Annotated in this window: 15 protein-coding genes; 9 read left to right on the top strand and 6 right to left on the bottom strand. The window is 49.8% G+C overall.

The window, feature by feature from the left end:
• Positions 1–56 precede the first annotated feature (56 nt).
• A complete protein-coding gene (locus NDA01_RS00155) occupies positions 57–455 on the top strand; it encodes a hypothetical protein (protein ID WP_348226435.1) in 399 nt (132 codons plus the stop codon).
• A gap of 839 nt (positions 456–1,294) precedes the next feature.
• Positions 1,295–3,592: a hypothetical protein gene (locus NDA01_RS00145; protein ID WP_348226433.1), complete on the top strand. Its 2,298-nt coding sequence runs from the start codon at positions 1,295–1,297 to the stop codon at positions 3,590–3,592.
• 10 nt (positions 3,593–3,602) lie between these two features.
• Here NDA01_RS00145 and NDA01_RS00140 read toward each other — a convergent pair whose 3' ends face one another.
• Positions 3,603–5,069, bottom strand: coding sequence for a 1-acyl-sn-glycerol-3-phosphate acyltransferase (locus tag NDA01_RS00140; protein WP_348226432.1), 1,467 nt, complete (start codon positions 5,067–5,069; stop codon positions 3,603–3,605).
• 290 nt (positions 5,070–5,359) lie between these two features.
• On the opposite strand from NDA01_RS00140, the gene NDA01_RS00135 reads away from it, so the two are divergent.
• A complete protein-coding gene (locus tag NDA01_RS00135; RefSeq protein WP_348226431.1) occupies positions 5,360–6,733 on the top strand; it encodes a sensor histidine kinase in 1,374 nt (457 codons plus the stop codon).
• Between the two features lie 155 nt (positions 6,734–6,888).
• Here NDA01_RS00135 and NDA01_RS00130 read toward each other — a convergent pair whose 3' ends face one another.
• Together NDA01_RS00130 and NDA01_RS00125 are read right to left on the bottom strand one after the other, a co-directional pair.
• A complete protein-coding gene (locus NDA01_RS00130) occupies positions 6,889–8,247 on the bottom strand; it encodes a recombinase family protein (RefSeq protein ID WP_348226430.1) in 1,359 nt (452 codons plus the stop codon).
• Positions 8,248–8,406: 159 nt separating this feature from the next.
• Positions 8,407–8,778: a VOC family protein gene (locus NDA01_RS00125; RefSeq protein WP_348226429.1), complete on the bottom strand. Its 372-nt coding sequence runs from the start codon at positions 8,776–8,778 to the stop codon at positions 8,407–8,409.
• A 382-nt stretch (positions 8,779–9,160) separates the two neighbouring features.
• Here NDA01_RS00125 and NDA01_RS00120 point away from each other — a divergent pair, with 382 nt between their 5' ends.
• Both NDA01_RS00120 and NDA01_RS00115 read left to right on the top strand, forming a co-directional pair.
• On the top strand, positions 9,161–11,299 hold the full coding sequence (locus NDA01_RS00120) for a protein kinase domain-containing protein (protein WP_348226428.1): 2,139 nt from the start codon (positions 9,161–9,163) through the stop codon (positions 11,297–11,299).
• Positions 11,300–11,422: 123 nt separating this feature from the next.
• On the top strand, positions 11,423–13,471 hold the full coding sequence (locus NDA01_RS00115) for a serine/threonine protein kinase (RefSeq protein WP_348226427.1): 2,049 nt from the start codon (positions 11,423–11,425) through the stop codon (positions 13,469–13,471).
• On the opposite strand, the gene NDA01_RS00110 is transcribed toward NDA01_RS00115, so the two are convergent.
• From NDA01_RS00110 to NDA01_RS00100, 3 genes are all read right to left on the bottom strand, one after another.
• The gene (locus tag NDA01_RS00110; RefSeq protein WP_348226426.1) at positions 13,446–14,051 is read right to left on the bottom strand and encodes a hypothetical protein; all 606 of its coding nucleotides are present in this window, start codon (positions 14,049–14,051) and stop codon (positions 13,446–13,448) included. The two genes, NDA01_RS00115 and NDA01_RS00110, sit on opposite strands and share 26 nt — an antisense overlap.
• Before the next feature lie 194 nt (positions 14,052–14,245).
• The gene (locus NDA01_RS00105) at positions 14,246–14,545 is read right to left on the bottom strand and encodes a (2Fe-2S) ferredoxin domain-containing protein (RefSeq protein WP_348226425.1); all 300 of its coding nucleotides are present in this window, start codon (positions 14,543–14,545) and stop codon (positions 14,246–14,248) included.
• A 116-nt stretch (positions 14,546–14,661) separates the two neighbouring features.
• On the bottom strand, positions 14,662–15,831 hold the full coding sequence (locus NDA01_RS00100) for a CobW family GTP-binding protein (RefSeq protein ID WP_348226424.1): 1,170 nt from the start codon (positions 15,829–15,831) through the stop codon (positions 14,662–14,664).
• A 131-nt stretch (positions 15,832–15,962) separates the two neighbouring features.
• Between NDA01_RS00100 and NDA01_RS00095 the strand changes: the two genes are divergently transcribed.
• From NDA01_RS00095 to NDA01_RS00080, 4 genes are all read left to right on the top strand, one after another.
• Positions 15,963–16,085, top strand: a complete 123-nt coding sequence (locus NDA01_RS00095) for a hypothetical protein (protein ID WP_348226423.1) — start codon at positions 15,963–15,965, stop codon at positions 16,083–16,085.
• A gap of 124 nt (positions 16,086–16,209) precedes the next feature.
• Complete coding sequence (gene cysS, locus NDA01_RS00090; RefSeq protein ID WP_348226422.1) at positions 16,210–17,730, top strand: cysteine--tRNA ligase; 1,521 nt, start codon at positions 16,210–16,212, stop codon at positions 17,728–17,730.
• Positions 17,731–17,879: 149 nt separating this feature from the next.
• Positions 17,880–19,319 carry a TldD/PmbA family protein gene (locus NDA01_RS00085; protein ID WP_348226421.1) on the top strand — a complete coding sequence of 480 codons (1,440 nt, stop codon included), beginning with the start codon at positions 17,880–17,882 and terminating at the stop codon, positions 19,317–19,319.
• Positions 19,316–20,698, top strand: coding sequence for a TldD/PmbA family protein (locus NDA01_RS00080; protein WP_348226420.1), 1,383 nt, complete (start codon positions 19,316–19,318; stop codon positions 20,696–20,698). The genes NDA01_RS00085 and NDA01_RS00080 overlap by 4 nt, the downstream gene beginning before the upstream one ends.
• Positions 20,699–20,750 lie beyond the last annotated feature (52 nt).

Below are 20,750 nucleotides of genomic sequence, written 5' to 3'. Positions count from 1 at the left end.
TCTCTGCCTTAGCAGGCAAGCGTACTGAGTAGTTCCTGGGCAAGTGGAAAGTTCTAATGAATGCTCACACTTTTGATCATGACGCTGTCATTTGTCCCCTATGCCATCGCGATGGCAGAATTGGGCCGCATCGACTCTTGAATGGGCTGTTAACTTGTTCTCACTGTCGAGAGCGGTTTGTAGTCAGCCGCAGTGGCCATTTTGTCCGTGATCCTTTTACGCTAAAGCGGCTAGCAGATAGCCGCACTTTACGCCGTCAAAGCCATCCGTTCGCTAGAATTCTGCGTGATTTTGGTTTTTCCAAATATCCATCTCTTTTTGCGATCGCCAGCAGTGTGGTGCTTTTAGGTTTGACATTGACAGCCGTGGGAGATTGGGCGGTTCCTCAAGCATCAGTTCCAGGGGTAGTGAACCATATTACTGAAACTTTAGGCATTGACGAGACAGAGCCTTGAGTCTGGTATTGTTTCACCGAACTCAGCCATAAGACCTGTTTGGCCTTAATGATGGGTCAACTCATCAAAGTTATATAAGCTTTACGAGCTCTGCAATTTTTTTGATAGCTTCAGCGTCGGGATGAGTTGAAGTTTTGTAGCAGTTTCCAAAGCCGTATGGTAGCCCATGAGACTCGCTTTAACTCCATCTTGGGACGGATGTATTGAAGCATTCAGTCATGAAATTTTAATATTTAGCCACTATTTTTTCACATCAAACTTAACAAGCTTTAGGGGGGGATCTCCCTAGTCATTGGGTAACTAAACCATTGTTTTCCTCCTAGGCGTAACTTAAGTTTAATAAGAGAGCTGCAAAGCCTACTTACCCGTTTTCTTTACAGAATTAAAAAATTCAAATTGGTTGCTAACTATATGCATAAGTGCCCTTGCTGCTCCGATCGTCTCCTACGTCATGCTCGTCACAATGAGGTTTATTGGTTCTGCACTCATTGTTGGCAAGAAATGCCTGACTTGACCTCTTTGATGGAGACAAAACAGCAGAATCGGCAGCAGCTTGAGCGTCTACTAGGTGGTTATAGTTCTCCTTTAGCAAGAGTTTAAGGAATAACAGATTTTTCAAGAAATTGCCGTTTAACTAAAGCGATTCAATTCTTTTTTTAAGTTAGATAAAAGAGACAAATTCAAAAAAACAGCGATCGCCCCTGAAATTAAAAAAGGCGATCGCTGTTTTTTTGCTTTAAAGATCTTTAAGCTGTTTAGGCACTAAAAGCAGGACATCGTATAGTGGTATGCGCTTATGGTGCTAAAAGCAGGTGTGCCGCAATGGAGTTAAACAGCAGATGAATCTACCTTTAGTTTTAGACATTGCCATTGGGTTAATATTTATTTATTTAATTCTGAGCCTCTTAGCTTCAGAAATTCAAGAATTAATTGCCACACTTTTGCAATGGCGAGCAGTTCATCTCAAGAAATCCATTGAAGTTTTGCTAACAGGTGGTGAGGGAACAGAAGAAAAAGATGTGAGAGACTTTGCCGATCGCTTATATTCCAATCCACTCATTAAAAACGTTAACCAGGAAGCTAAAGGTTGGGCAGAAAACTTTTTCAGGAGTATCACTTGGGTAATTAGCTCCGCTATAGGTCGTGGCAGAAGTATCTTTGGAGGCTCCAAACGGAGCGGTCCCTCCTACATTAATGCCGAAACTTTCACGACTACGCTTTTAGAAACTTCCGGAATTCCGGTATTAGTGCAAAAGTTAAGTGAATTAAAATTAGAAGAATTTGTTCAAACCAATCTGAAAACAGCGATCGCTGAAGCTCAAGCTGCTATCCATGTACCACCAGTCACTATTCCTACCGACACGGACACAGCTTTAGGAGAAGATGCTTCTTCAACGGAATTGGGTGAAGCTGAAGCTATTCAAACAACTGAAATAGACTCCAATGCTCAAGCACTACAAGCTCAGCTACAAGCCGAATTTGATGTACTAACGCAGCAGTTTAATACAATCCTGGAAGACTTTAGAACGAATAAATCAACTCTAGAAGGTAGCATCAAGTGGATTGCTTATCGGCTCGATCGCTACATTGAGCGATGCAAAGAGGTAGGTTCTGATGATCCTCAAGGTCAAGCATTTATTGGGCGGCTACAAGCCTTAAGACGAGAGATCTTTGAGGATGATCCGACCAGTGGGGCGATCGCGATTAGGCCTATTTTGCAAAGTTTAATTCGGCCCAGCTTAGTAGAAATCGTCGAGGCGGTGAACGACAAAGACAGCCCAACTTATCGCAGGCTCTTAAGGCTCATTGAACAAAAAATTAATGGCCTACTTCCAGAAAAGCTAGCGCATGAACTGGTGCAAGACATTAGAACTGTACTGGAAAAATTTGCTGTCATTACTCAAGACACTCCACTCCTCACGGAACTCGAAACTGTTCAGCAAAGCTTAACTAAGATTGCCAGCCATGACAAAAGCACCACTGAGAGCCGTATTGCCTTAATTCATCAAATGCTGTCAGTGCGGGATGGTTATATCAGTAATGCTGAAAGTTACTTATCAGATGTTGATTTTCTAACTGAGCTTAATGCCTCAAAGAATCTTCCTTTGAGTAGTTTCAAACATGAGCTTTTAGGGGAAATCGATGCGCTTCTGGAAGGCTTTCGAGATATTACTAGAGGAACGCAACTTCACATCAAGCTAGATAATTTACGTCACCTTTTGGATGACATTATCAGTAGCTTTGAGCGTGGAGAAATTCAGCTTTTGTATACTCTTGACCAAATATTAGGGGCGCGAGACGCCTATATTGACAATGCGAGCCAATACATCGCCACAGCTTCGATCCCGGTAAAACGGCAAGATAGCTTCCTTAGGCAAATCAATGGATTAAAACGCCAAAAAGATTCTTTTAGCAGTGTGGATAACCGGATGGCCATCATTGCTTGGCTCACTGCCACCTCAGAGGAACTTGACTGGGAAATTAAGCACAATACAGAGATTTATCGACAAGTTTCAGGCATCGTTAAAGATAAAAATATTGATGCTTATACCAGTGTGGTGAATGCGATCGCCCGCTTGCCTCAACCCATCAAAGCTAGCCTTTCTGTACTAGCGAGACGAGCACAGGAAAAATCAACCACTGTAGAGAATGAAGTCAAGCAGTTTCAATTTGAAATTGAAACCTGGTTCGATCGCTCCATGGAACGGGCGACAGGGGTTTATAAGCGAAATGCCAAAGGGGTGGCAATCATCCTTGGCTCATTAATTGCATTTGCTGTGAATGCAGACACATTTCACATCGTTAACCGCTTATCTAGAGACACATTATTACGCAATGCGATCGCGACTAGCGCAACTCAAGTTGCGACCCGAGCCAACGATATCAATGCTGTTGAAAACCAGGTCAATGCCGCTTTACAGGATCTACCATTACCGATTGGGTGGGACCAAGTTAATTTAACTGCCCAGGGCCGTCAGAATCGAGGCTGGCCTTTACCATTTCTCAAAACGATGTTGGGCTGGCTCGTTAGTGGCATTGCCATTTCAATGGGGGCATCCTTTTGGTTTGACCTGTTAGGCAAGGTCGTGAATGTGCGGAATTCTGGCAAGCCCCCAGAGAAAACTCAGGCGAAGTAAGAGTCGCGTTTTATTGAATCATGCTCTCTAAAGCGATTTGCAGATCTTGAGTGAGGTCTGCGATCGCTTGTTTCGCCCCGCGGCGATCGGCGCTATAGGCACCCCAGCGGTCTGTGACTGAAATCGGTTGCCCTATCGTCATCTGTACCGTTTGCTTACCTAGTTGAGGCCGCTGAAAAGGGCTGTTGCCTTTAATCCGAGAAATCATGTCCCACATCAGCAACGTTGTCTCAGCAAAGCGCTCTGCCGTTGGTTTTTCTAGGACGTAGCGCCCTGTCACTGCCACAAAGCTCTCCACTAGTCGCATGTGCCACATCCGCAGGTTGGCTTCTTCCGCCACACGATCGGCCAAACCGCGTTCCAAGAGAGAGACTCCCTCAGGATTTCTGAAGTCTTCGCGGTAAATGCGGTCCCAGCCTGCTTGCTCTAGTCGGCGACAGCGATCGATCAAACTCCCTTTAGCCTGCAAATCAAAATACTGTTCTGCTACTTGTAGGGCCACATCCAGCAAGGCTCTGAGGCGATGGGTAAAAGCTTGATCGGCTTGCGAAACAGGAGGCTGATCTGATTGAAAAATGTTCTGCTCCGGTAAGTCTTCTGATCCAGAAGGCGGAGCGGACTGTGTAGGCAAGGTGTGATGGTAGAAGCGAGTATAAAACTCTTCCATCAACGTCAAAACATGCTCGCCTAAGCTATAGAGCCTGTAGTAGAGTGCTGCTTCTCGGCCCTGAAGACCTTTAATACTGGGAGTTTCAGTTCCTTTAGAACTCTCAGCCACCGATAAACCGCTATCGGCTTCTAGCTGGCTCATCAACTGCTCAATCTGCTGCCAAGGAGGTGTCACATAGCGATACTGGATGCCCATTGGCACAATGAGTACCTGTTCGGAGCGATCGGCCTTGAGCAAATCTTCCACACACCAGAAGCCGAGCTGAGCCACACCGGGTTCCAAAGGACTAATCACTTCGTTATGGCCGTTAGTCGCACCTTCTGGGGCCGCTGCAAGTGGCAGTTTGCCATCCACAAACAAGCTCCGGGCCGATCGCAAACCCGTCCGATCGACTTTGCCACGATGAATCGGCGTACCTCCTAGGCGGGAATACAGCCAGCCGATTTGTGATCCCGCCCACAGCGGAATGCCGCGATCGTAAATAAAGTGGGCGTGAATCGGGTGCTGTAGCGCCACTCCTTGCTGTTTCGCCACGCGCGGCAGAATTGAGGAGTGCAGATGTGCCATGCAGAATGGATCATCAGTGCTGGGGTGCCGAAACGCCATGAAAAAGCGAATTTTACCCGCTTGAAATTGGCGATAGCAGTCTACCAATTCCTCCACATTGCTGGCCTGAATTTGGGTAATCGCAGTCCGCGATCGCAACCAAAGTGGCAGCAGTCCTTGAGCAACCCGAAGCACTAGGGGATTAAAAGCGGGTGGAATAAATTCCAGTGGCGGTTGAACTCGATCGATCGTACTTGGCAATTTTGATCCCTCTTGGCTCTAATTCTTCATATCTTGACCTGAGCGCTGAGCAACTTTACAAGGTTTCTATCATGCCTTGGCTATCGTATAAGCTGCTACGTCTGGCCAGAGATTCGACAGTTAGGTGAAAAAATCGTGAATATTTACCTGGGAGAACGTAGGTGACATACAAGCCTAGGTAGATGAAGCGGCAAAAATTTTGTAGCTATTTACGAGGCTGCAATAACAAACGTGATGGTAAACACTCGGTTTGATGCAATGCGGAAATGATACCTGCCTGTTTTTTATATATGGCGTTTTTCTCAGCAAATCTACATCTTGAGTGGCTGAATCTGACAGGGCTAAATTTGGTGTGGCTGGATGGGGCCGCTAATTTGGTGATTGCAGCTTGCTACTTAATGATTGCTGGCTTAATTAGTCTGGGCTTGTGGCGTAATCGTTGCACTGGCATTGATGCCTTTGCTGCCATTACTGCTGGGATTTTTTGGAGTGGCAGTTGGAGTCATGCGGCCCATGCAACGAGTATGGTAGGGCTGGATGCAGCGCTTAGTGGACAGACTTTTTTTGATGCCATTGCTGTGATTCCGGCGATCGCGTTTCTGAGCTTGCGGCGGCGATCTAGTCTCCTGATTGGCTCGACCCAAGTTCTGGCATCGCAAAAGCAATTGGTGAAGCGCAACGCCGAACTAGAGAAAAAAATTGATCGACGTACTCAGGAGCTAGAAACCCAAAACCAACGCCTGAATGAAGCCTTAACCGCATTGCAAAAAATGAATTTGCATTTGGCGCAAACCGAGAAAATGTCAATGTTAGGCCAGATGGTGTCTGGGATTTCTCACGAAATTAACAACCCGATCAATTTTATCCACGGCAACTTACCTTACATGGAGGAGCATGTGGGAGATTTGTTGGCATTGCTCGAAACCTACCGCGATCGCTATCCGCAAGAAACCGTCCAGGTAGAAGCCGCTTCACCTAACATTGAACTTGATTTCATTGTGGAAGATCTGCCTCGGATTATGAACTCAATGCGGTTGGGCACCGAGCGAATTCGAGAAATAGTCCTGAACCTACGCAACTTCTACCGCCTCGACGAGGCAGAAATGAAGCCAGCCGACTTGGAGGCTGGGATTGAAAGCACTTTGGTGCTGCTGCAAAACCGCTATAAACAGAAAATTGAGATTGTGCGGCAGTTTGGCAAAATTCCTCTCGTGGAATGCCACATCAATCAGCTCAACCAAGTGTTTATGAACTTACTGAGCAACTCAATTGATGCATTGCTAGAAGGAGAGCTTAGCCCTGATTCTACTCAATCTCAATTGTCCAGTTCGCTAGAACTAAAGCAGATTGTGATCAAGACTGACACCGTGGGCGCGAATCGAGTCGGCATCTGGATTTCGGACAACGGCCCTGGGATCACTGTTGATGTTCAAGAGCATTTGTTTGAGCCATTTTTTACCACTAAGCCGAGAGGAGTGGGAACGGGGCTAGGGCTATCTATTTCGCATCAAATTATTACCGAAGCGCACCAAGGCCGCATTTATTGCTGCTCCACTCCGGGAGAAGGCACGACATTCGCGATCGAATTACCGCTTCAGCAAACTGAATCGCTCAGTCAGTTGCAGAACTGTGGCTCAGGTGAACCTATTGCTTTGGGTGTTTAGACCTCCCGTACCCACCATTAAAATCCCGCAGGCTAAAGCCTGGGACTATTGGAACCAAGCCTACGTGCGTAGGCTAAGCTCACTTCTTTAGGAATGAGGCCGCCTTCGCGGCCTTTACGCTTGTAGACAGACGCGACTTCAGTCGTTAAGGCGTTCTAAAAAATAAATACTAACTGAAGTTGCCAGGTTTGCTCTTGGCGGATCAGTCGAATTTGACGAATGAATTCGCGGAAATAGAACCGTCGCTCGGACTCGGAGAGATCGAGCCAAAATTCGGGAATAGAAACGGCTTGGGCGATCGCGGGCAAATTGGATGGAGGAAGCTGAGCCAGTTGGTTTTGCAATTGCGACATTTCGGTGCGGAGTTTATAGGCTCGCAGTTCAGCAGTTTCAGGATCTAGAATCTCTTGTTCAATCAGCTCAGGCAGTTGATTGAGTATTGCTTGTTTATTAGCGATCGCCTGCTCTATGGAGTCTTGAATCCCACCGAGATTTGGCATATTTACCTGGGCCACCGCTCGCGGCAACTCCTGGCAAATGGTCTGAATGGTTTGCTCTAAAATTTGCTCGTAAGGAATGGCTCGACATTTAGGTTTTCGAGGACAGGCGATCGGGCGGAGGTAAAGATATTCTTGGTCGCTACGGCGAGCCGTCACCCGCGTTACAGTCAGGCCAGATTGACACTCAGCACAAACCACCAAACCTGCCAGAGAACGAGGAGCACTCGCGGTACGGGGTGGGAGCCGACGATTACGCCGCAGCAAGCGATCGACTTGGGCGGCTTCTTCCCGCGACATGATCGGCACATGGGTATTTGAAATTACTTCCCCATTTTTGTAAGCTAAGTCTCCCCGATACACCGGATTATTGAGCCAGCGCTGCCCCGTCGAAACCGAAATTTTCTTGCCATGTTTTTTCTCTAGATACCGCACTGCCCCATGCAAGGAGCCGTAGAGCAAAAACCGCTCAAAGAAATCTTTTACAATCGGGGCTTGGCTGCGATCGAGCGCATAACGATCCTTGCCCCGACGATAACCAAAGGGGGCTTTTCCCGGCGGCGGCAAAGCTTTGATGCGATTGCGAGCATGGCCTTGCCGAATTAAACGGCTCCGCTGGCTCTGCTGCACTTCCTCCAATACTTTGAGCAAATCAGAGCGCTTCAGGGGTGTTTGGTTGCCAGTCCCGACTGCGGTTTCTAGAACCACCAACTGCACGCTTAAGTCTTCCAGTTGAGCGAGGCGATCGCTGAATTCCTGCACCGAATCTCCCAACTCTTCCAGTCGGCGCACCAGTAGATAATCAACCGCTTCTTGTTGGCAATCAACGAGTAGTTGTTGCAATTGAGGCCGCTTTTGTTGCTGAGCCGTTTTGCCCTTGGGGAAGGCAATTTCCTTAAGGGTGGCATCTCGCATGCCTAAGTCTTGATAGATGCGATCGACTTCCCAACCCCAAATTTCTGGATCGGGTACAGGTTCTAGCAACGGGTCGCTATAAACATAGGCAATGATTTTCATGGGTTAGGAAAGCAGTTTAGATTATGAATCCAAACCTCTCCCCAAGCCCCTCGTCTTTTAGGAGAGGGGCTTGAATTTGGCTCCCCTTCCCTAATAGGGAAGGGGTTGGGGGTTAGGTCTCGATAGGATTTACACTCAGCAACTATTTGCTTCATGTTTCTAAGCGAGTTGGGTCTCGCCTAGCTCAATGACGTTGCCATCGGGGTCTTGGGTGAAGAGGGCGGGGCGACCAGAAGCGCTCATCTGAATGGAGCAGCCATGCACCAAAAGTTGGTCTTTGGCAGCGGCTAAATCTGTAACTGAAAAAGCCAGATGGCGATTGCGTCCTAACTTCTCCGAGTCCACCAAATCAGCAGGAACGCTGTCAGCCACAATCAGGTGAATTTGATAATCTTCTACCTGATACCAAGCCCCCGGAAAATTTAGAGGCCGCTCGGCTTTCGGCAAACCCAATACTGTGCCATAAAAATGTTCAGCTCGCGCCAAATCAGCAACTAGCAAAGCGGTGTGAAGACATTGGGTGATTTGCATAGCCAGTTTGGAAAAAACGTAGGGGAAGTGGGGCGATCGCTTTCATTATCCCTCTTGGCCAAGGCAAGGGGAGCTACTGGCGGGTGTAGCGATGTTTCACCGCTTTAAGTGAGTTTGAATAGAAGCCGCGATCGCCGGTTGCGATCGCGCCATCGGCCTTGCTCCCTCTGTAACGAAAAATCATGATTTAGGATACTCAAGACCCGTTAGCTCGTCTACTTTTCTTTAAAGCTTTCTAACGGATCGTCCCAGTTCAGACCCACTAGCTCAGACACCAAACTTTTTAGCTTTGAAAGGGTAATCTGGATCAAGCCTGACCAAGCGCGTAGTTAGTAAATCGATGAGCGATCGCGAAATTTAATGGGAGTGCTGTAGGTTTACCATGCCCCTCTATTGCAGTCAAAGACACGAAAACCCGGATTCCAGCCGATTTTGCCATCTCTGTGGCGAAAAGTTGCAAGCGCCTGTCAGCGTTGGTGTATATGCTGGGCTACTGCTTGGCGATCGCTATCGAGTAGTGCGGGAATTGGGGCATGGAGGCTTTGGGCGAACTTACTTAGCAGAAGACCAAAACCGCTTTAACGAACCTTGTGTCCTGAAAGAATTTGCGCCTCAGGTTCAAGGCACCTACGCTCTGCAAAAAGCCGAAGAATTGTTTGAGCGAGAAGCAGGCATTCTCTACAAGCTGCAACACCCGCAAATTCCTCGGTTTCGCGAACTCTTTCGCGCCGCCCTCCCCGATCGCAGCCGCTTATTTTTGGTGCAAGACTATGTGGAGGGCCAAACCTATCGAGCCTTGCTGGATACCCGTAAGTTGCAAGGGCAGCGGTTTAATGAAGCAGAAGTGACTCAGCTACTACTGCAAATCTTGCCGATTCTGGACTACATCCACTCTTTAGGAGTCATTCACCGCGATATTTCTCCAGACAACCTGATCTTGCGGAGTGCTGATTGGCTGCCAGTTTTAATCGATTTCGGCGGTGTAAAACAAATTGCGGCTACCGTGGCCTCACAGTTTTTGGCTCAGTCTGTGGGTAATGGCGTTAGCTCTCCGACTCGCTTAGGCAAAATCGGTTACGCCCCGGATGAACAGTTGCAGATGGGCGTTGCCTCTCCCCACAGCGACCTGTATGCCTTGGCCGTCACAATTCTGGTGTTGCTGACGGGCAAAGAACCACCCGATCTATTAGATAGCTACAACATGAGCTGGACTTGGCGGCAGGAGGTCAGCCTCAGCCCCAAGCTCAGCGCCGTTCTAGACCGCATGTTGGCTCAGCGTCCTAGCGATCGCTATCAATCTGTGCGCGAGGTACTGCACGACCTCAACCGCTACGATGTTCCGGTTTATGCTCCGCCCGCTCCTGCCCCGGTTTACCCGCCACCCGTCCAAACCACGGCTGCGACCGTGGCCGTAGGTCGCCCACCTGCTCCGCCTGAAGCTGCCCTCAGCAACTACACCGTGGCTCCGCCACCTGCCTACGCTCCCCCTAGCCGTGGCAACTCGTTCGGTTTTGGTAAAGTGCTCTTGCTGTTGTTGGTGATGGCTGGAGCCGCTACTGGAGGTTGGTGGTTGAGTAGTAATTGGCTGGGTGATTTGGCCGATCGCACCCCATCTGCTCCGCCAAACGAGCAACCTGTTGTGGTGCCCAATGTCGAACCCCCGGCAGCTCCAGAACTGTCTCAGGAGGAGCAAAACCGCAAGGAAGCGTTGGGCGATCGCCGCCGTAACTTAGGCGTAGATTACCAGTTCTTCGTGCGCCTCGTGAATCAAGTGTTTTACGCTCAACATTCCGAACTGCAAAACCGCCAACTTAGTGCTGGGACAGAAGATGCTGACTTACGCACCCAGTGGGATCAAACCGCCAACCAACTGCTCGACCAACTAGAAAACATCAGCCCAGAAGCTCGCAGCGAGATGGGTAAATATGACCGTAACGATCGCGATCGCTGGCGGGGTAGCGTCAACAAACTCAACCTCAGCACCCGTGCGCTTTACACCCTCGCAGATGCCAAATTCTTCCAGTTATTTCCCGACCAACAGGGCCAAGATTTTGTCAACCAACCCATTGGTCAGGTGTGGCACGCGATCGCGGCTGACGAACTCAAAGCCGTGCAAGCAGGAACCAGCCTAGAAAAAGTCCAGTTTGCTCAAGGCTCCTTTAGTCAAGCAGTGAGTGGCACACTAGCTCCAGGAGAAGGCAAGGCTTTCATCGCCCAACTGTCCCAAAACCAACTAATTCGGCTGAGTTTGCAGGCTGACCAGAAAACGCTGCTGTCAATCTATCCGCCTACTAGCTCTCAACCACCCCTGCTAGAAAACTCGCCGGAAACTACTTGGTCTGGAAAGTTGGCTCAAGATGGTTACTACGAATTTGTGGTGGTTTCAGCAGCCACCGCGCCTGCGACGTTTCAACTGAACCTCGCAGCGGATAACGTCATCTCTACACCTCCTAGCCCTGTCTCACCGCCACCGTCACCCTCACCCTCACCCGACTCAGAACCAACTCCACCAGCACCTTAAGTTTTCACCAGATAATTCTACAAAAGCAGAAATAAAGCCTCGATCAGCTTAAGATCCTCCCAGCAGTTAGTTGGGTAGAGACAAGAGACTCTCTATGATTTGATTGGAGTCTACCTCTGAGCTATGCAGCCATCCCTTTCTCTAGGCACAATTTTGCCAGGTCGATATCACCTAATCGACTTGCTGGAGCAAGGTACCTATTTGGCCGAAGACCAAACTCGGTTTAATGAGCTATATCTCTTACAGGAGTTCCGCCTCCGCCATCCTGGTGCTTACTCACTAGAAGTTATTCGAGGAGTCTTTCAACAAGAAGCGGCGATTCTGTATGAGCTACAGCATCCTCAGATTCCTCGGTTTCGGGGCATTATTCCTTACGCCGATCGCTTGTTTGTGGTGCAGGAGTATGTTGAGGGTGTTACCTGTGGGGATTGGTTGAAGGAGCGCTTAACTCAGCACCAAGTTTTCTCTGAGGCAGAAGTGTTGCAGTTATTTTGGCATGTGCTGCCTGTGCTGCTACATATTCACAGTCGGGGCATCATTCATGGCAATCTTTCGCCAGCCAGCATCTTGATTCGGCAGCGAGATGGAGTGCCGATGCTGACTCACTTTGGCTTAATTCAGGAGATTGCTACTGATCTAGAACTCTATTATCCGGGTCCGAAGAAACATCTGAGCAAGCTAGGTTATGCCCCCAAAGAGCAGTTGCAATCTGACAAAGTCTACCGCAACAGTGACCTCTATGCCTTAGCTGCCACCGCAGTTGTTTTACTGACTGGGCAGGAGCCTCAAACCCTCTACAATCCGCGACGACAACTGTGGTATTGGGAACCTTGGGCGACGGTTTCACCAGGATTGGCCCAAATTCTCAATCGGATGCTGAGTGCCAAGCCGCAAAATCGTTATGGTTCAGCGGGCAAAGTGATTCGCGCTTTGCAAGCTCTATTTGCCCAACCCGCTTACATTCCTCCCACTGCTGCCTTGGCACTGGCTCCCCAACATAACAACCCGCCTCCTGTCGTCGCAGATTCGCCTGTGGTAGAGCCAGAACTGGAGTTGGCAGCAGAGCTAGAACCGCAATTAAACCTGGAAGCAGAATTAGAGCCAGCGCCAAAACCGCAACCTGTAGTGGCCTTAGAGCCAGAGCGGGTGGAACCGGAAAGCGATATTACCTGGATGGGTTCGGCTTTAGCGGTTGCTGCGCTTGGACTCACCTTGCTCGTGCTGGGTCTGTTGGCTGGAACTGCTTGGCGATCGCTACGACAAATGCAGCAGGCTCGGCAAGATTCATCTAGCTCTGCAACGGTGGTGCAAGCAGCAGCTCAATCTCGTACTGCCAAAGGTTCCGACTCTGTCAGCACAACTCCCAAGTCGGAAAATGGCACCCACGCAGCTTTACGCGATCGCCGTCGGCGCTTAAACATCAGCTACGACCTCTTTGTGGATTTAGTCGATACGGTTTTTTACTCAGAACATTCCGAACTCGACAACCGTCGTCTCAGCGGCGATTCAGACGATCGGGCTTTGCGCCGTGAGTGGAATGCCACGGCAGAAAAGCTACTGAATAAGCTAGAACCTCTGAGTGAAGAGTCTCGTAACCGCTTGGGACGTTACAGCCAGCAAGACTACGACCAGTGGGTGATGGAACTAGAGCGGCAGCACCTTAGCCGCCCGACCTTTGCTCAGTTGGTGGATGCCAAGTTCTATCGCTTGTTTCCAGAGCAACAAGAGCGCTATCTAGACCCCAACACTTTTGGTCAGGTTTGGTATGCGATCGCGGCGGAAACCTTTCAAGCCATTCAAGCTGGAACTGCTTTCTCCCCACTTCAGCTTGGCCCTAAAAACCCTAGCCAAACCTTGACCGCAACGCTCAAGCCTGGGGAAGGAAAAGTTTATGTGGCTAATTTAAGCCAAGGGCAGACGATCCGAGTCGCCTTGCAATCTCCTAACCAAGGCACCCGCTTGTCCATTTATTCTCCTGAGCGCCGTTCTGCTGCGGCTCAAGCGCTGATCAACGACACACCCAAAACGAGTTGGTCGGGCACGCTACCTCGTCCTGGCTATTACGAAATTGTGATTCTTTCCAATTCACCCGACATTGTTCGTTATCAGCTCAATCTGACCTTACAATCCCAGACTCCTACTACCCCTAACGAGCCATCGTTTGACGGGTGACAACGCGGTTAATCGGTGGATTGTTGGCCATAGAGTAAGCCATATTTAGAATATTTTGTCGCTCTCCTGAAAAGAAACTCACGGTGTACACTAAGCCGTTTTGCTCCCAAATCACAGAAGAAAATCGAGAGGCGGGTTTAAGGCTGGGACCTGGCAGAAAATAACCACGCACCCCCTCTGCCAGCTTGATCGGAGCCGCCGCAGCTTGATGTTTTTTTAGTTCGATCTGGGCGCTTTCTGAGTCTTTACTGTCTACCGAAAAGCTACCGATTAAGCAAGGCTGGGGGCTGATATCGCACGTAAACAAACCCACGGTCATGCCAGGAGGCGACTGGGAAGGAAAAACTTTGACGATCAGTTCATCAATAAAATCTCGATCCCCTGGGCCGCTCAACCTAATTTGCGATGGCAAGCGCATCACCAAATTGGGCGGCAACCCTTGGCTGATTTTAGCGAGGTGTGGTGTGAAAATATCATCGGGGATAGCCGCAGCTTTGATAGCGCTGCCACCAACCATTAAAGCCGTAGATAACGCTACAGAGGCAGCTAAGCAGTAGCGACGCAAGCGGGGGTAGATCACCGGAACTCCTGGCACTCCAAGGGAAAAATTTGGGCTAGCAGTAACAAACTCACATCACTTCAGGATGCCCATGCGATCGCTGAAGATGGACTCAGCTATTTTGGGTTAATTCTCGCAATTTCTTAGCACCCTGCTAGGAAAAATATAGATTTCACCACAGATTGCAATTGACCGATGCATCACGGGCTAAAAGCTTAAAACCTTTTGGGATGAAAGCGAGGATGTAATAGAGATTCAACGGCATGTCCTGCCTGCAAATGCTCTTCCACCACAGCCGGGACATCACTGGGTTGGACTCGGCAATACCAAACTTCATCGGGTACCACTCGCACGTTGGGTCCCATATTGCACTGGCCCAAGCAGCCACTGGCACTGATGCTGGTATCCGGAACAGGCTGAGACTGAAACGCTGCCAAAACTTGAGCTGAGCCTCTAGCTAGACAGTTCTGATATTGACAAACTAAAACTTGACGCTGACCTGCCGGATCTTCCAACTAAAAAATCCCCGTGCTGTTTTCCCATTCTAGAAAGAGCCAGAATTCTCTGGCCTAGGGAAAAGCACGAGGATTCTACATAGTTAGCGATCGCCACCTTCGCTAACTGGCGTTAATTACTTACCAAAGCCACGACCGCGACTGGTGGAAGGGATGCAGAGGCACTTTTCTAGTTGCGATCGCAGGGCATCGTGATCTAAGTCTTGACCGATCAGCACCAACTGGTTTTTGGGTTGGCCGTTCCAGGTGTCATCCTCCAGCGAAAAGCGCTTGCCGCTGAGGTGGAAGACGTGACGCTTGGGGCTTTCGTCAAACCAGAGAATGCCCTTAGCTCGGAAGATGCCAGCGGGTAATTGGTTGTCTAAAAAGTGTTGAAACTTCTTAATTGCGAAGGGTTTATCGCTTTGGAAAGACAGAGAGGTAAAGCCGTCATTCTCTAAGTGGTGGGAGTGATGGTCGTGATCGTGGTGGTCGTGAGTGCACTGCCCATGATCATGATCGCAAGCTGAGTGATCGTCATGACCTTGATGATCGTGGTGATCCTGATGAGCATGGTCATGATGGCGCTCATGATCGTGATGGTGGTCGTGGTGATGATCTGGATTCGGCTCAGAATCAGTAGGGTTGAAATATTTATCTGATTCAAACAGACCCACACTCAGAATCAATGGCAAGGCGACATTTCCCTTCGTGGTTCGGAGAATTCGAGCGTCTTTCTTCACGTCCCGAATCTTCAGCTCTAGAGAGTCTGCATCGGCTTCATCCACCAAGTCCACTTTGTTGAGCAGAATGATGTCGCCATAAGCAATTTGGTTGTAAGCCGCTTCGCTATTGAACAAATCCAAGCTGTAGTTTTCCGCATCAACCACCGTCACAATCGAGTCGAGACGAGTCAGGTCGCGCAACTCAGTCCCCAAGAAGGTCAGCGCCACAGGCAGGGGATCGGCCAACCCAGTGGTTTCAACCACGAGGTAGTCTACGCGCTCTTGCCGTTCTAGAATTTTGTAAACCGCTTCTAGCAAGTCATTGTTGATGGTGCAGCAAATACAACCGTTGCTGAGTTCCACCATGTCATCGCCTGTTTTCACAATCAGCTCGTTGTCGATGCCGATTTCACCAAACTCATTCACCAGAACCGCAGTTTTCACGCCCTGCTGGTTGGTCAGGATGTGGTTCAGAAGGGTCGTCTTCCCACTACCGAGAAATCCAGTAATGATCGTGACTGGCAGACCATGCTTGGGGGCATCCATTGCCTGAGTTTGAGCGAGATCAGTGGCTGATTGCATAGTGTGACTAGTCAGTAATTGCTAGAACAAGAGTTTTTTGGAGTCGAAGCCAACTCAACAATCCGCAGGAGTGTAACGAAGTCTCAAGCCGATGTTGGGCCATCTCCTATAGTAGGCGATCGCTCTAACGAATGACTGGTTGTGCGATCGCCTTTCTCAAAACAGCACTTCGTAAGGTGCGTGATGTTCACATCACGCACCGACAATATGAATTGTGCCGAGAAACTGAGCAATGGCGCGTTACGCTGCGCTAACACGCCCTACCGAAACTCTAGATCTGTCACCTGTATCTACTACGGTAAGAAAAGGGAGGCTGTGCCTTACCCTAGTAGAATCGAAATGTTTAGCCCTACGTCCCTCAAATATTCCTAGTTCACAATGACCCTAACGCTCTACAACAGCCTCACCCGTCGCAAAGAACCTTTTGAGCCGATTGAACCTGGCAAGGTGCGGATGTATTGCTGTGGCGTAACGGTGTACGACTACTGCCACTTGGGTCATGCTCGCTCTTACATTGTTTGGGATACGGTACGGCGCTATTTGCAGTGGCGTGGCTTTGATGTGCGCTACGTGCAAAACTTCACTGACATCGATGATAAAATTCTCAACCGAGCGAGGGAACAGGGTGTTTCCCCCCGAGAAATCGCCGATCGCTATACCCAAACCTATTTTGAGGACATGGCGCGGCTGAATATCCTCGAAGCCGATGAGTATCCCCGTGCTACGCATACCCTCGATGGCATCAAACGTCTGATTCATGAGCTAGAGCAAAAAGGCTTTGCCTATGCGGCAGATGGCGATGTTTACTACAAGGTGCGGCAGTTTTCTGAGTACGGGAAGCTGTCGGGGCGCAAGCTAGAGGACATGCAAGCGGGAGCGAGTGGCCGTGTTGAAGTATCCGTAGAGGAACAGAAAAAGCAAGACTCTTTCGACTTTGCCCTGTGGAAGGCGGCGAAACCAGGCGAGGAATTTTGGGAGTCTCCTTGGGGTCAAGGTCGTCCGGGTTGGCACATCGAGTGCTCGGCAATGGTTCAGGAGCACTTAGGCGACACAATCGACATCCATGTGGGCGGGTCAGATCTGGTGTTTCCGCACCACGAAAACGAGATTGCCCAGTCGGAAGCGGCCACAGGTCATTCCTTGGCGCATTACTGGCTGCACAATGGCATGGTGAACGTGGGCGGCGAGAAGATGTCCAAATCCTTGGGCAACTTCACCACGATTCGACAAATGTTGGATCATGGTTTAGACCCAATGGTGCTACGGCTGTTTGTGTTGATGGCCCACTACCGCAAACCCATCGACTTTACCGATGAAGCGATCGCCTCGGCTAATAACAGTTGGGACACGCTGAAAGAAGGACTGCTATTTGGCTATCAATATGGAGAGCAATTGAACTGGCCCGATCGCCAAGATTCCGACTTTGGGAATTCCGCCAACATGCGGATTGATATTCAGAGCGATCCTGTGCAACGCTTTCAGGCAGCAATGGATGACGACTTTAACACCCCTAGCGGTGTGGCCGTTTTGTTTGAACTTGCAAAGGATCTGCGTCGTGAAGGTAACGTGCTTGTCCATCAAGGAAAGACAAAGCTTGACTCTCCAACGTTGAGACAAAAGTGGCAAACTTTAGTGGTACTAGCCCAGGTTTTGGGTTTAGAGATCCGTTCCCAAGTCGTACCGATTGAATTCGGTTTCGGTCAAGGAATGGATTTTGGCATTGAGTTAAGTCCCGCTGGCCCAACGAATGAAGAAATCGAGCAACTAATCCAACAACGGCAAGAGGCTCGCAAGGCCAAAAACTTTGCAGAGAGCGATCGCATTCGGGATGAGTTAAAAGCTCAAGGGATCACCCTAGTTGATCAACCCGGTGGCGTCACAACCTGGCACCGCAGCTAGTTAATTTTGCTGGTTAGGGATTTATGAGACTCGTGAAACCCTAACAACCAGTGCTAAAGCCGATAATTGAGAGGAAACCATGAGGTTTCCTCTCTTCATCTATTGCTTTTGTGATTTTGTTCAAAGCTCGCGCTATTTGACAACGAACGATGATATCTGAACTCTCAAAGGCGATCGCGGCTCTGGATCTTCCCGCTGATTGGTTGGGTCTGCGAGCCGTAAAAGACACGTCCTCAACCTACGCTGTCCGGGATGGCAAACCTGAAACTAATGGTAAATCTCTGACGCAGGGCGTCATGGTGGAAGTGCTGGTGAATGGGCAACTGGGCTATGGAGCCACCAATTCGCTCAAGTTGGAAAGTCTGCAAGCCGCAGCTAAAACCGCTTACCAGCAAGCCCTTACCGCCAGCCAATGGTCAATTCACCCGACTACTGTGGCAGAGCGGCCTAAAGTGGTGGGGCAGTACAGCTCACCGTTTCTGAAACCCTTGCAGTCTTTGACGGCTGGGGAAATTAACGAGGTCTTGGTCAAGCTCTGCCAAACCTTGAACGTGTCTGCTCAGATTGTGCAGACTGGTGCCGCTGCTCATACCAGAGAAATCGAAACTTGGTTTGTCAGCAGCAATGGCTCCGAGGTTTATCAGAAATTCCTGACTTTAGCGACCGACTACGCTGCTACCGCCCAAGCAGGCCCAGTCGTGCAACGCCGCAGTCACAATGGCTGGTTAGCCCATTGCCACCAAGGGGGCATGGAGCTGTTTTTGACTCCCGAGCTATGGGCTGAAGTCAAGCAGGTGGGGGAGCAAGCAGTAGAGCTGCTGAGCGCCGAGGAATGCCCCACCACGGCCACGACGCTGGTCCTGGACCCAGACCAAATGCTGCTGCAAATTCACGAAAGCGTAGGGCATCCGCTAGAACTCGATCGCATCCTAGGCGATGAGCGGAATTACGCAGGGGGCAGCTTCGTCAAACCAAAAGATTTTGGGAATTTGGTTTACGGTTCGCCGTTGATGAATATCACCTTTGACCCCACCGTTCCGGGTGAGTTTTCTAGCTATAGCTTCGACGATACTGGCGTGCCCGCGACCCGTGAGTACGTGATTCGCGAGGGTGTGTTGGAGCGGGGTTTAGGTAGTTTAGAAAGCCAAGCTCGCCTCGGCCTCCCAGGAGTGGCTTGTGCGCGGGCTACTTCCTGGAATCGTCCGGCGATCGATCGCATGGCTAACCTGAATTTAGAGCCAGGCAATGCCAGCTTTGAGGAGATCATCGGCAACATTGAGCAAGGCGTTTATATGCAATCCAATCGCTCTTGGTCAATTGATGACCAGCGGCATAAATTTCAATTTGGTTGCGAATACGCCAAGCTGATTGAGAACGGCCAACTCACCAAGACGCTTCGCAATCCCAACTACCGGGGAACGACACCGCAATTTTGGCGCAGCTTGTCTCAACTCGGCGATCGCTCGACCTGGAAGCTATATGGCTCTCCGGTTTGCGGTAAGGGCGAACCGAATCAAACCATTTGGGTGGGGCATGCCGCTCCTGTTTGTGCCTTTACCAATATTGAGGTGTTTGGAGGTGGTGCGTGAGTTCATCCATCAGTTCATCTGTAATTTCTCCCCGGAGTTCCGCAGAGTTAACTGCTTTAGAATCCAGCTTTGCACAGGTGGTCGAGGCACTGTTGCGCCAAGCCGAATCGGGTGAATTTTTAACGATAAAACTTAGCAGCGAACGCAGCCAATTTGTTCGGTTCAATCAAGCGAAAGTACGGCAAATTGGGAATGTGGCTGATGGCTCACTTAAGCTCACCTTAATTCGTGACCAGCGCACCAGTTATCGCACTTTTCCGCTTACGGGCGATTTGGAAGTGGACTTGCAGCAAGCTCAACTTGCCTTAGCAGATCTGCGGCAAGCCGTCCCTCAGCTCCCGATTGACCCCTATTTAGTCATTCCAGCGGGCACCAGCACCAGCCACGATGTGCACTTAGGGCAACTGCTCGCGCCTGAAGCAGTCACCTCCACTGTGCTACCCATTGTGGCCGAGTTGGATTTTGCGGGACTTTATGCAGCAGGCTTGCTAGTACGGGGCTATGCCGACTCTAGCGGTCAGAAGCATTGGTTTGCGACAGATTCTTTTGCTCTGGACTATTCTTTGTTTGGCACTGGCGGGGAAGCGGCCAAAGGCACGTTGGCGGGGAGCACTTGGGATACAGAGGCTTACAAAACTCAAATCGAAGAGTCTAAAGCCCAACTGCAATTGCTTTCTACTTCCCCTAAACAACTCTCACGCGGACAATACCGCACCTATTTCGCCCCAGCAGCGATCGCGGAATTGGTTGGGATGCTGTCTTGGGGTGGCATTAGTGAAGCCGCTTTGCAGCAAGGCAATAGTGCTTTGAAGGAGTTGCGGCGGGGTCAGAAGCGCTTATCTCCCCGCTTCACACTGAAGGAGAATTTTCAACACGGTTTGGTACCTCGCTTCAATGAGTGGGGAGAAACCGCTCCGATAGAGTTGCCGCTGATTGTGGCAGGTGAACTGGTGAATACGCTGGTGAGCGATCGCACCGCCAAAGAGTATGGCCTGGCAGCAAATGGAGCTGGTGGTTCAGAGGGCTTGCGATCACCAGAAATTAGCGCGGGTGGTTTGGCGCGAGAGCAAATTTTGGCGGAGTTGGGAACAGGGTTATATGTCTCCAATCTGCATTATTTAAATTGGAGCGATCGCCCGACGGGTCGGATTACGGGGATGACTCGCTATGCCTGTTTCTGGGTAGAAAATGGCGAAATTGTCGCCCCCATCGAAAATCTACGCTTTGACGAGAGTTTGTATCGCTTTTGGGGTGAGAATCTGATTGACTGCACTAATTTTCAGGAGTTTATCCCTGAGGTGGGCACTTATGGAGGCCGTCAGTTAGGAGGTTGTTGGGTGCCAGGGATGTTGGTGGAAGGGTTTACTTACACACTTTAATTTCGTTGCACCGCTCCTTTTCTGGCATACCTGTAAGAGCTTTGATTCCCCA

It is taken from the genome of Trichocoleus desertorum AS-A10, assembly GCF_039962155.1.
GTDB lineage: Bacteria > Cyanobacteriota > Cyanobacteriia > FACHB-46 > FACHB-46 > Trichocoleus.
The sequence above is the reverse complement of the archived record's forward strand: the minus strand, read 5'-3'. Positions and strand labels throughout refer to the sequence as shown.

What these genes read in the sequence shown, in the direction of transcription:
- cysS (WP_348226422.1), top strand. Translation starts at nt 16,210, where the DNA reads ATGACCCTAACGCTCTACAACAGCCTCACCCGTCGCAAAGAACCTTTT.
- NDA01_RS00130 (WP_348226430.1), bottom strand. Translation starts at nt 8,247, where the DNA reads ATGAAAATCATTGCCTATGTTTATAGCGACCCGTTGCTAGAACCTGTA.
- NDA01_RS00095 (WP_348226423.1), top strand. Translation starts at nt 15,963, where the DNA reads ATGACTGGTTGTGCGATCGCCTTTCTCAAAACAGCACTTCGTAAGGTG.
- NDA01_RS00085 (WP_348226421.1), top strand. Translation starts at nt 17,880, where the DNA reads ATGATATCTGAACTCTCAAAGGCGATCGCGGCTCTGGATCTTCCCGCT.
- NDA01_RS00135 (WP_348226431.1), top strand. Translation starts at nt 5,360, where the DNA reads ATGGCGTTTTTCTCAGCAAATCTACATCTTGAGTGGCTGAATCTGACA.
- NDA01_RS00120 (WP_348226428.1), top strand. Translation starts at nt 9,161, where the DNA reads ATGCCCCTCTATTGCAGTCAAAGACACGAAAACCCGGATTCCAGCCGA.
- NDA01_RS00100 (WP_348226424.1), bottom strand. Translation starts at nt 15,831, where the DNA reads ATGCAATCAGCCACTGATCTCGCTCAAACTCAGGCAATGGATGCCCCC.
- NDA01_RS00155 (WP_348226435.1), top strand. Translation starts at nt 57, where the DNA reads ATGAATGCTCACACTTTTGATCATGACGCTGTCATTTGTCCCCTATGC.
- NDA01_RS00145 (WP_348226433.1), top strand. Translation starts at nt 1,295, where the DNA reads ATGAATCTACCTTTAGTTTTAGACATTGCCATTGGGTTAATATTTATT.
- NDA01_RS00115 (WP_348226427.1), top strand. Translation starts at nt 11,423, where the DNA reads ATGCAGCCATCCCTTTCTCTAGGCACAATTTTGCCAGGTCGATATCAC.
- NDA01_RS00125 (WP_348226429.1), bottom strand. Translation starts at nt 8,778, where the DNA reads ATGCAAATCACCCAATGTCTTCACACCGCTTTGCTAGTTGCTGATTTG.